General features: G+C 60.1%; 11 protein-coding genes. 6 read left to right on the forward strand and 5 right to left on the reverse strand.

The annotated features are described in order from the left end of the window. The first annotated feature begins 13 nt into the window (after positions 1-13). From NCHU2750_RS25005 to NCHU2750_RS25035, 6 genes are all read left to right on the forward strand, one after another. On the forward strand, positions 14-1441 hold the full coding sequence (locus tag NCHU2750_RS25005; RefSeq protein ID WP_119944502.1) for a gamma-aminobutyraldehyde dehydrogenase: 1428 nt from the start codon (positions 14-16) through the stop codon (positions 1439-1441). 574 nt (positions 1442-2015) lie between these two features. Then, entirely contained in the window at positions 2016-3599 is a 1584-nt protein-coding gene (locus tag NCHU2750_RS25015; RefSeq protein WP_119944504.1) for a cytochrome ubiquinol oxidase subunit I, read from the forward strand. 22 nt (positions 3600-3621) lie between these two features. Next, entirely contained in the window at positions 3622-4776 is a 1155-nt protein-coding gene (cydB, locus tag NCHU2750_RS25020; protein WP_119944505.1) for a cytochrome d ubiquinol oxidase subunit II, read from the forward strand. Positions 4777-4795: 19 nt separating this feature from the next. Beyond that, positions 4796-4927, forward strand: coding sequence for a cytochrome bd-I oxidase subunit CydX (gene cydX, locus NCHU2750_RS25025; RefSeq protein ID WP_119944506.1), 132 nt, complete (start codon positions 4796-4798; stop codon positions 4925-4927). 129 nt (positions 4928-5056) lie between these two features. After that, on the forward strand, positions 5057-6700 hold the full coding sequence (locus tag NCHU2750_RS25030) for an ATP-binding cassette domain-containing protein (RefSeq protein ID WP_245480517.1): 1644 nt from the start codon (positions 5057-5059) through the stop codon (positions 6698-6700). Beyond that, positions 6697-8283 (forward strand): ATP-binding cassette domain-containing protein, encoded by a 1587-nt coding sequence (locus NCHU2750_RS25035; protein WP_119944508.1) that lies wholly within the window; start codon positions 6697-6699, stop codon positions 8281-8283. The genes NCHU2750_RS25030 and NCHU2750_RS25035 overlap by 4 nt, the downstream gene beginning before the upstream one ends. Before the next feature lie 286 nt (positions 8284-8569). On the opposite strand, the gene NCHU2750_RS25040 is transcribed toward NCHU2750_RS25035, so the two are convergent. The 5 genes from NCHU2750_RS25040 to NCHU2750_RS25060 form a co-directional block, all read right to left on the reverse strand. Continuing rightward, a complete protein-coding gene (locus tag NCHU2750_RS25040; protein ID WP_119944509.1) occupies positions 8570-10015 on the reverse strand; it encodes an NAD(P)(+) transhydrogenase (Re/Si-specific) subunit beta in 1446 nt (481 codons plus the stop codon). A gap of 20 nt (positions 10016-10035) precedes the next feature. Continuing rightward, positions 10036-11610 carry a Re/Si-specific NAD(P)(+) transhydrogenase subunit alpha gene (locus NCHU2750_RS25045; protein WP_119944510.1) on the reverse strand — a complete coding sequence of 525 codons (1575 nt, stop codon included), beginning with the start codon at positions 11608-11610 and terminating at the stop codon, positions 10036-10038. Between the two features lie 31 nt (positions 11611-11641). Further along, positions 11642-13501 carry a TRAP transporter large permease gene (locus tag NCHU2750_RS25050; RefSeq protein WP_119944724.1) on the reverse strand — a complete coding sequence of 620 codons (1860 nt, stop codon included), beginning with the start codon at positions 13499-13501 and terminating at the stop codon, positions 11642-11644. Between the two features lie 144 nt (positions 13502-13645). Further along, positions 13646-14653, reverse strand: coding sequence for a TRAP transporter substrate-binding protein (locus NCHU2750_RS25055; protein ID WP_119944511.1), 1008 nt, complete (start codon positions 14651-14653; stop codon positions 13646-13648). 321 nt (positions 14654-14974) lie between these two features. Beyond that, complete coding sequence (locus NCHU2750_RS25060) at positions 14975-15718, reverse strand: GntR family transcriptional regulator (protein ID WP_245480518.1); 744 nt, start codon at positions 15716-15718, stop codon at positions 14975-14977. Between the last annotated feature and the right edge of the window lie 139 nt (positions 15719-15857).

Genomic DNA, 15857 nt, shown 5'->3' on the forward strand with positions numbered 1-15857 from the left:
AAGGGAGATACCGATGGATACCGAGATGCTGATCGGCGCGCGCTTTGAAGCCGGCACGGAGAATGAAGAGCATATTCTCAACCCGAAAACCGGTGAGACCGTTCTTGATTTGCCGGAGGCCTCGCTGTCCCAGATCGACGCCGCTGTCGACGCGGCGGAGAAGGCTTTCACTTCATGGGCGCATACGACACCGGGAGAGCGCTCGGCCTATCTTTTGAAGATTGCAGACGCGATTGAAAGGGACGCCGAAGGCTTCGCGACGCTCGAGGCGCTGAATTGCGGCAAGCCGATCAACTCTGTGCTTAATGACGAAATCCCTGCGATCGTCGATTGCTACCGCTTCTTTGCCGGCGCGGTGCGCAATCTCCACGGTCCGGTGGCCGGCGAATACATGCCGAACCACACATCGATGATCCGCCGCGATCCGATCGGCATCGTCGGCTCGATCGCGCCCTGGAACTATCCGATGATGATGATGGCCTGGAAGCTTGCTCCGGCGATCGCCGGCGGCAATGCCATCGTCTTCAAACCCTCCGAACAGACGCCGCTGACGGCGCTGAAGATGGCGAAGCTGCTTGCCGGCATCTTGCCCGAGGGCGTCGTCAACATCGTGCTCGGGCGGGGCGAAACTGTCGGCAATGCGCTGATCAACCACCCGAAGGTTTCCATGGTGTCGATCACCGGCGATGTCGCGACCGGCAAGAAGGTGCTTGCCGCAGCGGCCAAGACGGTGAAGCGCACGCATCTGGAACTCGGCGGCAAGGCACCGGTGATCGTCTTCGACGATGCCGATATCGAGGCGGTCGTGGCCGGCATCCGGACCTTCGGCTACTATAATGCCGGGCAGGACTGCACCGCTGCTTGCCGCATCTACGCCCATGCCAAGGTCTATGACAATTTCGTCGCCGATCTCACGTCGGCGGTCTCCAGCATCAAGTTCAACCTGAGCGACGATACGGAAAACGAGATCGGGCCGCTGATCTCCAAGCGCCAGCGTGATCGTGTCGAAAGCTTTGTCGCACGCGCGTCGGAACACAAGCACATGGAGATCACCACCGGTGGCCAGAAGGCCGGAGACAAGGGTTTCTTCTTCGCCCCGACGGTGATTGCCGGTGCCACCCAGGAGGACGAGATCGTCCGCCGCGAAGTCTTCGGTCCGGTCGTTTCGGTCACGCGCTTTTCCAACGTCGAGGATGCCGTCACCTGGGCGAATGACAGCGATTACGGCCTCGCCTCCTCCGTCTGGACCAAAGATATCGGCCGCGGGATGAAGACCGCCGCCCAGCTGCGCTATGGCTGCACCTGGATCAACACCCATTTCATGCTGGTCAACGAGATGCCGCATGGCGGGCTTAAACAGTCCGGCTATGGCAAGGACATGTCCGTCTATGCGCTGGAGGATTACACGGCCGTCCGGCACGTCATGATCAACCACGGATGAACGAAATATTGGCGGTGACGATCGTTAGCTCGGGCGTCTTCACTACAAGGCGCCGGTAGTCACACCGGCTTCAACGTGCCGAGTCATGCACGGCACGCTGCATCCCAATACTCTTTGCGGCCGTCGAAGGCGCGGCAACCATGGTTGCCGCTTCGATAGTAGCGGCCGAACCTGAGGCGCCAACTTCATTCGCGAGCACATCGCCAATCTCAAGGTCATCGTCGAAGACATACATCTATTGGCGATCACAATTATTTGTGTTCGAATGCCATCAATATTTTCGGGGCCATTTCCAGATCGCGCCGACCTGCGTTGACATGCGAACCACCAACGTATCCGCCGCTTATCAAGGCGGCGCATCCACATCCTGCGCTTGCCACAACATGGCGAAGTCGATGGGGCTGACGGATGGCAAATTCAAAAAAACGGTTTTTGTGAAAACCGATTGATTAAACGCAAATAGCCGCTTCCTTAGAGCGATTATAGAACTTGCCAGCATCCGAAAAGCGACGAGTCCAAGACCATTTCCAAGGCTCGCCAGCCAACACGTCTTACAATCCAGAAAGGACGTTGCATGTTCGACCCGTTGCTAGTCGACCTCTCGCGACTTCAATTTGCCCTTACGGCGCTATACCATTTTCTTTTCGTTCCCTTGACGCTCGGCCTCGCCATCATGATTGCCATGATGGAAACGGTTTTTGTCATGACTCGCCGAACCATCTGGCGCGACATGACGAAGTTCTGGGGCGTCCTGTTCGGCATCAACTTCGCGCTCGGTGTGGCCACAGGCATTACGATGGAATTTCAGTTCGGCATGAACTGGGCTTTCTATTCCCACTATGTCGGTGACATTTTCGGCGCGCCGCTGGCAATCGAGGGCCTGATGGCCTTCTTTCTCGAAGCGACTTTTGTCGGCCTGTTCTTCTTCGGTTGGGATCGCCTTTCGCCCCGCGCGCACATGATCGTGACATGGCTGATGGCACTCGGCACCAATTTCTCCGCGCTCTGGATCCTGATCGCCAATGGCTGGATGCAGAACCCGGTCGGTGCTGCGTTCAATCCCGATACGATGCGCATGGAAGTGACGGACTTCATGGCCGTGCTCTTCAATCCGGTGGCCCAGGCCAAGTTCGTTCATACCGTCTCTGCCGGTTATCTCTGTGCCGCGACCTTCGTGCTCGGTATCTCGGGTTGGTATCTGCTGCGTGACCGTCACGTGGCCCTTGCCCGGCGCTCGTTCGTCATCGCCGCTGCCTTCGGCCTCGCGTCGGCACTGTCGGTAATCGTGCTGGGCGACGAAAGCGGCTATGCGCTGACCGATAACCAGAAGATGAAGCTCGCAGCCATCGAGGCGATGTGGGAGACGGAGCCTGCTCCGGCGTCCTTCACCGCCATCGGCATTCCGAGCCTGACGGATCGCAAGACCTATTTCGGCGTCCACATTCCGTGGGTGATGGGTTTGATCGGGACCCGTTCGGTCGACAAGCAGATCGATGGTATTGATCAACTGGTCGAGAAGGCGGAAGTTCGTATCCGCAATGGTATCGGCGCATATGATGCGCTCGAGAAGCTGAAGGTCGACCACAATGACAGCGCCGCACGCGCTGATTTCGAGGCCAAGTCCAAGGATCTTGGTTACGCCCTCCTCCTCAAGCAGTTCATTGCCGACCCCCGCCAGGCAACGGACGATCAGATCAAGCAAGCCGCCTGGTCGTCGGTTCCGGAAGTCCCGGCCCTATTTTTCGGCTTCCGCATCATGGTCGCCTGCGGTTTCGCGCTCCTCATCGTCTTTGCCGTCTCGCTCTGGCACACGGCGCGGGAAGAGACTGCTCCCCGCTGGCTGTTCAGGATCGCGGTTCTGGCCCTTCCTTTGCCATGGGTGGCTATCGAACTCGGCTGGTTCGTCGCAGAATTCGGCCGGCAGCCCTGGATCATCGATGGCGTGCTTCCAACCGCCCTCGCGACATCCGAACTCGGTATCTACAATCTCATCATCTCCATCGCCGGCTTTGTCGCCCTCTACAGTACGCTCGCCGTGATCGAGGTCCGCCTCATGCTGGCCGCGATCCGCAAGGGGCCGGAAATCGCCGACGTCGTCGATGACTGGGCTCCGACGCCGCCAGCGGCTCGCAGCTCCATGCCGCAGGCCGGCGAGTGAAACCATAAACGGGATAAATCCAATGATCGATTTTTTGTTCAGCTATGAGACGCTGCGCATCATCTGGTGGATCTTGCTGGGTGTGCTGCTGATCGGATTTGCCGTCATGGACGGTTTCGACATGGGCGTAGGCGCACTTCTGCCCTTCGTCGCCAAGGAGGATATAGAACGCCGCGTGGCCATCAACACGATCGGCCCGGTCTGGGAAGGCAACCAGGTCTGGTTCATCCTCGGAGGCGGCGCCATCTTCGCCGCTTGGCCTGCTCTTTATGCCCTGAGCTTCTCAGGCTTCTATCTCGCCATGCTGCTGGTGCTGTTCTCGCTGATCCTACGGCCTGTAGGTTTCAAATACCGGTCGAAGCGGCCGGATCAGGCATGGCGCAACCGTTGGGATTGGGCACTGTTCATCGGTGGTGCCGTTCCAGCGCTCATCTTCGGCGTCGCCATCGGCAATACTCTGCAGGGTGTGCCCTACCACCTGACGCCCGACCTGCGGCCGATCTATGAAGGAACGCTGATCGGACTTCTCAATCCACTGGGTCTCTATTGCGGCATTGTTTCGCTAGCCATGCTCGTTATGCATGGTGCCGCCTGGCTGACCTTCAAGGCTGAAGGCATTGTCGCCGACAGGGCAAGGGCAATTGGCGCAAAGGTGGCACTTGTCGTTGCCATCCTGTTCGCCGGCGGCGGCCTGCTGATCTGGGCCGGCCTATTTGGGGGCTACAAGGTCACCTCGCCGATCGTTTGGGATGGCCCCTCCAATCCGCTATTGAAGACGGTCGTTGCCGATAGCGGTGCCTGGCTTGCCAATTTCAACGCTCACCCGGTTCTCTGGATCGTGCCGATCCTCGGTGTGGTTCTGCCGCTTGCCGTATCCCTTGGCTTCACGGTTCGCAGCGAAGGCCTGACCCTGATCGCTTCCAAGTTTTCAATCGCGATGATCATTGCAACGGTCGGCCTCTCGATGTTTCCCATCCTGTTGCCGTCCAGCACTCATCCGGTCCACTCGCTTGCCGTATTCGACGCATCGTCCAGCCATTCGACCTTGCGGACCATGCTGATTGCAACGGTCATCTTCATGCCGCTCATCATTCTCTATACAGCGTGGGTCTACCATGTCCTCTGGGGCAAGGTATCCGCGAAGGATATCGAGAAGGGCGGCCATTCGGTTTACTGATCAGGAAAGAGACAGGATCATGTGGTATTTTGCATGGATATTGGGCCTGGGCCTGGCGGCAACCGTCGGCATTCTGAACGCCCTCTGGTACGAGCTCCGGACGGTCCGCGAACAACCGACGGACACTGCGCCAAAGCTGCCGACCCCTTGAGATCGGTTCCGTCAGGGGCAAACCATACGGCCTCCTGACCCATAAGACATCCACGCGCCGGCACTGTCGTCGCGTGGATGGTCCACCCATTCACCTGATTGCAGCGCATTGAGAATGGAAGGCACGGATTTGCCAGTCACCCCCAATTCCCCTCGTGTCGAACCTGCCTTCGATGCGCTGAACGTAGCAAAGAGCGCCGCAAAACCCTGGCTGCGGCAGGTCATTGCGGTGCAGATCGTCAGGCTCTGTCTTCGACTGGCATTTTCCGTCCTTGCCGCCATCTGCGTCGGCCGGCTCGTCATGGCGCTGGACGTGGATGTCTGGCTCGTCGGCTCGACGCTTCTCTGTCTTCTGGCTGCCAGCATGGCAACCTGGCTCGGTGACGATCAACAGGCGCGGGCGGAAACGCAGGTCACTTACACCATCCGCAGCGCGTTCCTGAACAGACTTGGACATCTCCCGGCCCGACAAATCACTTCAGACGCAACAGGTACGTGGGTCGTTGCCATGCAACGGTACCCCGAGGCTCTGTCGGCGCTCGTGATCGGCCATCGCGCAGCATCGCAGATGATGGGGCTCGGACCGCTTGTCTGCGCCGCGCTGCTGGCCATCGTTTCATGGCAGGCAGCAGTCCTTGTTCTCTGTCTGACGCCGGTGATGATCGTCTTTTTCGTGCTGGTGGGAACAGCAATCCGGGAGAGAGCGGACGCACAGGCAGAAGCCTTGCAGCGATTGGCCGGCCAGTTCGCCGATCGGATCAGAACCCTGCCGACGATCCTCGCCAACCATGCCCTTGCATCAGAGGAAGCCAAGCTCGCTCACCGGCTGGCCATCCATGCGCGCAAGACAATGGGCGTCCTGTCCATCGCCTTCATCAACGCCGGCATCATCGACTTCTTCTCGTCGCTGTCGATCGCGATGCTTGCCGTATTCCTCGGACTCGGACACCTACACCTTATTGAAATCCCTGGATTTTCCAATCTTGATCTGTGGCAGAGCCTGCTGATCCTGATGGTCGCGCCCGACTATTTCGCACCCTTCCGCCGTTTTTCGGAACAGTATCACGCCAAGGCCGAAGGTGCTGCAGCCGCTCTAGCACTGGACGGCCTGTTGCAAAAGGAGGACATGACTGGACAACAGCCGCCGGCACTTGCCCATCTTGCCATCTCACTACCGGAACATGGGCTCGTTGCGATAACTGGTCCGAGTGGCTGCGGAAAATCGACATTGCTGAGACAACTGACCGGTATCGAGCGGACTGCCGGCAAGGTGGTGGACGATACGGCCAACGGGAAAAGGGCCGATGGCCGACACGCCGTCGCCGCTCGACAAAATCCGTTGGCCGAGACCGAGATTGCGTGGGTCGCGACCGACGCATTCCTACCGGAAGGCACTTTGCGCGACGTTATCGGCGGCCATCAGGATCGACACACCGACGGCTCGATAGCGGATTTGGCAAAGCGGCTGGGCCTGCTGGACGAAAGCCTCTTGCCAAACGGCCTGAGCGAGCACTTGCTGCTCGGCGCAACAAACCTCTCCGGCGGTCAGAGACTTCGGCTGATCCTGGCGCGGGCAATCATCTCCGGGCATACGATCGTTGCCGACGAACCGACCGCCAAGCTCGATCCCCGTTCGGCCGACCTCGTGCGGACAATGCTTGTCGCTATGGCAAATGATCGCCTCGTTGTGGTCGCAACCCACGATCCGATGCTGGCGGCCTCCGCAACACAGATCATCGACCTCGCCGAGCAGAACAAGGAGGAAGCAGCATGAGCGACCTTGCGACCGGGCTGCGTTCAAAGGACTGGCGAAGGGCGCTTAGTCTCTCCGTCGTTGCCATGATCTGCGGTGTCCTGCTTGGTGGCCTGTCCGCCTGGTTCCTCGGTAGCGTTGCCATAGCCGGGCTCACCGCGGCCGCCGCAACATTCAACTTCCACGTCCCGGCAGCCTTTGTCCGCCTGTTTGCAATCGGCCGAACCGCCGCGCGTTATGGAGAGCGGCTTTTCGGCCACAAGGCGGCATTGTCCGACCAGGTGGAGCATCGTGTCCACCTCTTCGCCTCGGTTGCTGCTGCCCCGCAGACGCGCCAAGCCGGTTGGCAACTGGGCGACGAAAGCCGGCTCTCGAATTATCTCGATGATGTCGAGGATGTCGATTTCGCCAAATTGCGCGCCGATCTGCCGCTGGCATCGTCGCTGATCGGCCTCTGCGGGCTGATCAGCGCCAGCCTGGTGCTCGTGCCTTATGCCGTCCTGCCGATCGTGGCCAGCATCCTGCTGCTTGTCTGGCGAGGAAAGGCTCTGGCCTTCGGTGGCTCGTCGGACTGGTCGGCTGGCCGCCTGCAGCGTCTGAACGCGGGTGCGCTCTTCGGTGCCGCCATGAGTTCAGTCGTTCCGCTCAAGGCCGAGCGGCGCTGGGACACGACCTGCAACGACGTGCTTGCCACAATGCAGGAGGCGGATGCGCGAGCCGCATCAGTGCGTCGTCGACAGGCCCGTTACGACGCGGCCGTATCGATGCTCGGCCCATGGGCTGGAGCGCTCGTTCTTGCCACGGCCTGGTTTGCGGGCTCACGCGGCGAAGCCCTCTTCCCGCCGGTCTTTCTTGCCTTTGGCTGGCTGGCCTTCGGCGAAACACTCGGCGCAGCATCGCGGATCATCGTTGCGAAGTTTCGCCGGGATGCGGCGAACCCAACACTTGCTCTTGCCGTTACTCCGAGGGCAGCACCCGCAAAAGACTACCCCGACCTGCCGGAGATGCGGATCGACGGATTGAGACGCCAGTCTCCGGCCGGCCGTATCATCGGCGCGTCTCCGATATCCCTGGCATTGCGTCGTGGGAAACCGGTGATGCTGATCGGCGCAAGCGGCACGGGCAAGACCAGCCTGCTCAAACAGATCGCCGGCTGGCTGGGTGACGACGTCTTTCGCGTACCGGCAGGTCCACTCGATGCGTCCACGCGTCGCGAACTTTCGACGCTCGTGCTGCATGACGCCGCCGTACTTTCAGACACAGTGCGTGCCAATCTCTTTGCCCCCGGCTGCGAAGATGAGACGCTCTGGAAGGCACTCTCCGCAGTGGAACTCGATGATCGTATCCGGCAGGCCGGTGGTCTCGATGCCTGGATCAGACAGGACCAACTGTCGCTTGGCGAAGCTCAGCGATTGAACCTGGCGAGAGCATGGCTGAGCCCGAGCCCGATCATCCTGATAGACGAGCCGACCGAGCATCTCGGCGTTGAACAGGGCCGCAGAATTCTACGGCGCCTTGCCACCCATCTGGAAGACCGGATCACGGTGATTGCCACGCACGACATCCGGTGCCTGCCCGGGCAAGTGGTAATCGATCTGGAATAGCAAGCCGCGCACGGCGCTGCGCATCGGTGCGAACGATATCGCCCGGCTGGGCTATCGCGATGACGGCATCAAGGTGCTGGCGGTGCTGATTGCCGACGTGGTGCTTTCCCGTCGCGGGGCGGATGCGGTGCGGGCCGGCATTGTCGAGCTTGCCGACCGGTATCCGGGCATCGATCCGCGTTTTTCGCTCTGAGAGCTATCCTGGATAGATGCGGGGCCTGAAACAGAACATCATGCATGAAAAAGGGCCGGAAATCCGGCCCTTTCTGCATTCTGGTGTCTTGCCTTACTTGATCATCGGCAGGAGTTCGGAGACCGACTTCTTGGCGTCGCCATAGAACATGCGGGTGTTCTCCTTGTAGAAGAGCGGGTTCTCGATGCCGGAATAGCCCGTACCCTGGCCGCGCTTGGAGACGAAGACCTGCTTGGCCTTCCAGACTTCGAGCACCGGCATGCCGGCGATCGGCGAGTTCGGGTCTTCCTGGGCGGCCGGATTGACGATGTCGTTGGAGCCGATGACGATGACGACGTCGGTATTGGGGAAATCGTCGTTGATCTCGTCCATTTCCATGACGATGTCGTAGGGCACCTTGGCTTCTGCGAGCAGCACGTTCATGTGGCCCGGCAGACGGCCGGCGACCGGGTGGATGGCAAAGCGGACTTCCTTGCCGGCTGCACGCAGCTTGCGGGTCAGTTCGGAAACCGCCTGCTGCGCCTGCGCCACTGCCATGCCATAGCCCGGGACGATGATGACGCTGTCGGCATCGTTCAAGGCATTGGCCACACCTTCGGCATCGATGGCGATCTGCTCGCCCGAGATCTCCATCGCCGGACCCGTCGTGCCGCCGAAGCCGCCGAGGATGACGGAGACGAAGGAGCGGTTCATCGCCTTGCACATGATGTAGGAGAGGATCGCGCCGGACGAGCCGACCAATGCGCCGGTGACGATCAGAAGATCGTTGCCGAGGGTGAAGCCGATCGCTGCCGCGGCCCAGCCGGAATAGCTGTTCAGCATCGAGACGACGACCGGCATGTCGGCGCCGCCAATGCCCATGATCAGGTGATAGCCGATGAAGAAGGCGAGCAACGTCATTGCGATCAGCGTCCATGCACCGCCGCCGCCGAAATAGCAGAGCAGCAGCATGAAGGAGAGGATCGCAGCACCGGCATTCAGCACATGGCCGCCGGGCAGTTTCTTCGCCTTGCCATCGACCTTGCCGGCCAGCTTGCCGAAGGCGACGACCGAACCGGTGAAGGTGACCGCACCGATGAAGACGCCGAGAAAGACCTCGACCTTCATGATCGCAAGCTCGACCGGATCCTTGTGGGCGATGATGGCGGAGAAGCCTTCAAGCGCTGCACGGCCAGCCTCGTCCAGCCCGCCGACACGCCAGGCTTCGATATGGGCATTGTAGCCGATGAAGACGGCGGCAAGGCCGACGAAGGAGTGGAGGGCAGCGACAAGCTGCGGCATTTCCGTCATCTGCACGCGGTTGGCGACATAATAGCCGGCGATGGAACCGGCGGCGACCATGATCAGGATGATCAGGCCGATACCGAAACTGGTGGCCACGCCCGGGCCGAAGAAGGTGGCGATGACGGCGAGCGCCATGCCGATAATGCCGTACCAGACGGCGCGCTTGGCGCTCTCCTGACCGGAAAGGCCGCCGAGCGACAGGATGAAAAGAACAGCCGAAGAGATATAGGCGGCCGAAACGATACCGATCGTCATGTGAATAACCCCCTACGCACTCAAGACTTCTGGAACATGGCGAGCATGCGCCGTGTCACGAGAAAACCGCCGACGATGTTGATCGTCGCGACCAGAACCGACAGAGCGCCGAGGATGACGACCAGCCAGTTGCCCGAGCCGATCTGCAGCAGTGCACCGAGGATGACGATGCCGGAAATGGCGTTGGTGACGGCCATCAGCGGCGTATGCAGCGAATGCGAGACGTTCCAGATGACCTGGAAGCCGATGAAACAGGAGAGCACGAAGACGACGAAATGGCTCATGAAGCTCGATGGCGCATAGGCGCCAACGACGAGCAAAAGCACGGTGGCGACGGCCAGAAGAATGGCCTGGTTCTTGGTCTGCGCCTTGAAGGCTGTGACTTCCTTCGCCCGCTTTTCCTCAGGCGTCAGCTCCCTGGCCTTCTCCTTCGGCTTCTGGGCGGCAATCGCCTGGATTTTTGGCGGCGGCGGCGGGAAGGTAATCTCGCCATCCTTGGTCACGGTCGCGCCGCGGATGACGTCGTCTTCCATGTTGTGGACGACAACACCGTCCTTTGCCGGCGTCAGGTCCGTCATCATGTGACGGATATTGGTCGAATAGAGCGTCGAGGACTGGGCGGCCATGCGGCTCGGGAAGTCGGTGTAACCGATAACGATGACGCCGTTCTCCGACACCACGCGTTCGTCGGCGACGGTGAGATCGCAATTGCCGCCGCGTTCGGCGGCAAGGTCGATGATGACCGAACCCGGCTTCATCAGGGCCACCATGTCGGCGGTCCAGAGCTTTGGTGCATCACGACCGGGGATCAGTGCCGTGGTGATGACGATATCGATCTGCGGCGCCAGTTCGCGGAATTTTTCCAGCTGCTTCTCGCGGAACTCGGGAGAGGAAGGAGCGGCATAGCCACCGGTGGCGGCGCCATCCTGCTGCTGTTCCTTGAAGTCGAGGAAGACGAATTCGGCGCCCATGGATTCGATCTGTTCGGCCACTTCCGGGCGAACGTCGAAGGCATAGGTGATGGCACCGAGCGAGGTGGCGGTGCCGATCGCGGCAAGGCCTGCAACGCCGGCACCGATGACCAGGACCTTGGCCGGCGGCACCTTGCCTGCAGCCGTGACCTGGCCGGTGAAGAAGCGGCCGAAATTGTTGCCGGCCTCGATGACGGCGCGGTAGCCGGCGATGTTGGCCATCGACGACAGCGCGTCCATCTTCTGGGCACGCGAGATGCGCGGCACCATGTCCATGGCGATGACATTGGCGCCCCTGGCCTTTGCTCGTTCCAGCAGGTCCTTGTTCTGCGCCGGGTAGAAGAAGGAAATCAGCGTCTTGCCGGGGCCGAGCTTGTCGACTTCGGCAACTTCCGGCGGCCGCACCTTGGCGATCACGTCGGAGCCTGCGATCAACGCATCGGCGGTCTCGACCACCGTGACGCCTGCGGCACGATAGGCCTCATCGGCAAAGCCTGCCGCCTTGCCGGCTCCTGTCTCGATCAAACAGTCATAGCCAAGCTTCTGCAAGGCCAGAGCACTGTCCGGCGTCATCCCAACGCGTGCCTCGCGAGCCGCAAGCTCCTTCAATACTCCGATCTTCATCCAGTCATTATCCGTTCTGCTAATTTCAAACTCAGAGGAAGCCGATCGAGATCCATGGGATAAAGATGATCAGCAGGAGCGCGCAGAAGAGCGCCAGAAGGTGCGGCCAGACCTTGCCGATGACATCGTCCGGAGAAACGCGGCCAATCGCACATGCAAGATAGAAGCCTACACCGAATGGCGGCGCGAACAGGCCAAAGCCCATCGCAAAGACCGCGACGATGGCATAATGCACTTCGTCAATCCCCAGCATTTTCGCGATAGGGAAAAGCAGCGGGCCGAAGAGAACGATGGCCGGCACCCCTTCCAGAACACTGCCCAGGATGATGAAGCTGAGCGCCGAGATCAAAAGGAAGCTTATCTTGCCGCCCGGAACGCCCTGCATCAGCTCGACCAGATATTGCGAGAAACCGGACTGGGTCAGTGCCCAACCCATGGCCGTTGCCGCACCGACGACGAGCAGGATCGAGCCCGAAAGCGAGGCGGCATCGACGAGCATGGGATAGAGCCTGCGCCACTCCATCTTGCGATAGAAGACGGCGCCGACGATCAGCGAATAGATGATGCCGATCGTTGCCACTTCGGTTGCCGTTGCAACGCCTTCAACGACGGCCGTGCGGATGACGATCGGCAGGCCAAGCCCCGGAATTGCAGCTACAAGCAGCTTGAGCTTGACCCTGTTGCCGACCTTGCGCGCCGTACTCATGTCTTCGCCGCGCGTCTGGATGAAGACCACGACGCAGAGTGCCAGCAAGCCGACAAAGGCGGGCAACAGGCCGGCGGTAAACAGTGCCGCGATGGAGACGCCCGTTACCGACCCCACGGTGATGAGCACGATCGACGGCGGAATGGTTTCCGACATGACGGCAGATGCTGAAAGCAGTGACACGAGATCGCTGTCGCGGTTACCGCGCTTCTTCATCTCCGGGAACAGGGCCGGTGCGACGGCCGCCATGTCGGCAGCCTTGGCACCGGAAATGCCGGAAACCAGATACACAGCGCCGAGCAGGACATATTGCAGACCACCACGCAAATGGCCGATCAAAGAGACGAGGAAGTTGATCATCGCTTGTGCCAGACCGGCCATCTCGATGATCGCTCCGAGAAACACGAACATCGGTACGGCGAGCAGGATGATGTGCGACATGCCTTCGCTCATACGGCCAGGCACGATAGAGAGCGGCACCCAGCTGGCAAAATTCAGGTAGGCGGCGGTTGCCAGCATGAAGGCGAACGCGATCGGCACGCCAAGAATAATCGACAGGAGTACGATACCAAGGAAGAAGATCAGCAGGCTGTAATTGCCGATCTCGTCAAACCACGGCGCAGCAAGCTGGAATATGCCGAAGACGATTGCGAGGAAAACAAGGCTCGCCAGCATATGGAGAGGCTTGCTGGACCGCAGCATCCTGTCGAGTGCAGTCAGGAACATCAGCACGACACCAACCAGCATCGCCGCCTCGCGCCATGCCTCGCTGATCTGCAGTACCGGCGTGACGCTGATGATGCGCTCTTCGACATGTTGCCATGACGGCACGACCAGAAGCAGCAGCAGCGCGGTGACGATCATCATGGCAAGAGCGTTGACACGCACCTGCCAAGCCGGCGAAAATTGCATCACGAAGGCCGTCAGGCGCATATGCTGGCCGCGACGCAACGCGACGACAGAGCCCAGCATCGACAACCAGACGAAGATGATGGTCGCAACTTCGTCGGACCAGACGAGAGGAGCATGGAGCGCGTATCGTGCGGTCGTCGCCCAACCGAGTAGGATTACTTCCGCCAGGACAAGCGCAGCCGCGCAGGCTTCGATCGCGTGACCAAGCAACCTGTCGATACGTTGAAGCACTCCGCCCGAAGCAAGAGGCTGTGGGTTGACCGTAATGTCCATGATGTAGCTCCCAAACTTCGCCGGCCCGAATGGCGACGCTCGCTGGTCGACGGCAAATTCGCGATCGACCCGGTGTTCACATTGCTGCTTCTGGCAAAAGGCGCACGCGTTGCCTGAACGCATGCGCCTCTCTAGATTTCGGCGTTACAGTGTGCCGACATCCTTCTCCAGCAGGCCCCAGGCCTCGGCACCGAATGTTTCCTTCCACTTTGCGTAGAAACCGGCCTTGGCGAGCACTTCGCGGAACGGAGCCGGGTCGACGGTGTTGAATTCTACGCCCTTGGCCTTGATCGTCTCCATCGCCTTTTCATTCAGCGACTTGACGTCTGCGCGCTCGTTGACCGCTGCCTTGGTGAACTCTTCCTCGATGATCGTCCGCGCATCTGCCGGAATGGCCTGCCAGCGCCGGCTGTTGCAGAAGATGTGGTGACCGTCCCAGATGTGACCGGTCATGGCGACGTATTTCTGCACCTCGTAGAGCTTGGAGCTCTCGATCAGCGCGAGCGGATTTTCCTGACCATCGACGACATGGGTCTGCAAAGCCGCGTAGAGTTCGCCGAAGTTCAGCGGCGTCGGGGCAGCGCCCAGCGTCTGGAACAGCGTCACCCAAAGCTGGTTGCCCGGAACGCGGATCTTCAGGCCATTGAGATCCTGCGGACCGAGGATCGGCTTGGCACCGGTGGTGATGTTGCGATAGCCGTTGTCGAGCATTTTCGGGAAGACGAACAGGCCGGCGTCGAGAAACGCCTTGCGAACATAATCGCCGAGCTCGCCGTCCATGGCCTTCCAGATATGATCATAGGTCGGGAAGGCGAAGGCCACCGCATTGATGCTGGCGACGGGTACGACCGTCTGGTTGACACCCGAGGTCGACATCAGGTCGAGCGCGCCGCCGCGAACCTGGGTGAACATATCGGCTTCGCCACCAAGCTGGCTGTTCGGATAGACCTGCAAGTCGACCGCGCCGTTGGACCGCTCGGCGATTGCCTTTGCGGCCTCGGTTATGCGGACGACACCCGGATGGCTCGACGGAAAGGCGGTACCATATCTGAGCCTGACCTTCGGAGCTGCAGATGACAGGCCAGGCGCCGCGAGCAGGCCGGCAGTTGCGCCTAGTGCCAGACCACCGAATGTTCTGCGCGAAATTTTCATGAATTCCTCCCTTTGGAATGATGGCGATATTGAAAGCGACTTCGACGGGTCACGGCCAGAACCGGACGGGTCTCCGGAGTTCAACAGTCAGTCGTATTGTTGGGGTTCAATCGAACGTTCAATGCTGAAGCCGCGCCATGTCGCCGGACGATCCTTGTGCATTTTCAGCCCCAGCAACAAGTCTCCAGGGCAAGCATGCATCACGAACGCCAAACTGGCTTTCCCTGCCCATTGCAACCGACCTCCACGGCACCTCGATTGCAATCTCCGTAATGCTACCATGGTAGAATGTCAACACCATGGTACATTACGCAAGTATGATCAGCGCTCCAGCAAGTCCCTGCGCTGTTCGCTCAATTTCTGCGCCGTGCGCAGAACCTCCTTTAGATGAGCGGCCATTGCTGCACCGGCGCGGTCTGCATCACCAGCCTCCACCGCGTCGACAATTGCCCGATGCTGTGCAAGGAGAACGCGAAGATGACTGAGATCCGGGAGGCTCAAATAACGCACCCGATCCATCTGAAGCTTGACCGCTTGAATGACCCGCCAGCTTTTGGATAGGCCGGCCTCTTCGCAGAAACTTCTGTGGAAAGCTTCATCGAGATCGAGAAAAACCTCCAGCGCCTCAGCGTTTACAGCCTTTTCCTGATCGTAGAGATTGCTCTTGATCTCTGTGAGAAATTGCCTCGAACAGCCCGCCGACAGTCGCCGCGCCACCGCAACCTCAAGCGATTCCCTTATAAACTGGGCCTCCTCGACATCGCGCAGGCGAATGGGCGCAACAAAACTTCCCCGTTGCGGGAAGATGTCGATCAGCCCCTCGTCGGCAAGCCGAATGAGCGCCTCGCGCACAGGGGTCCTGCTGACACCCAGCTGCAAGGAGAGCTCTTTCTCGCTCAGCGCTTCTGATGGCATCATGGACAGGGTCGTGATAGCTCGACGCAACCTTTCGTAAACCTGGGCTGCGATGGGCTGGCGCGGGTTGATCATCTGAAGCGGAGGCTGCGCCGGTCCCGGAGCAACCGACATATCGTCTGCCATTTGAATGGGTCGTCTTTCCGTCATGGCCCCTCCACTTCGCCTTCCCTGTCTTGTCATATCTGGATGACACATATTTCGACGATAATCTATAAGCCGGATTGACACACTGCCATGGTAGTATTTATCTGATGTCCACGCACGGAGGATGGAGAGGGCTGCAGTC

The sequence above is a fragment of the Neorhizobium sp. NCHU2750 genome (assembly GCF_003597675.1).
Lineage (GTDB): Bacteria > Pseudomonadota > Alphaproteobacteria > Rhizobiales > Rhizobiaceae > Neorhizobium.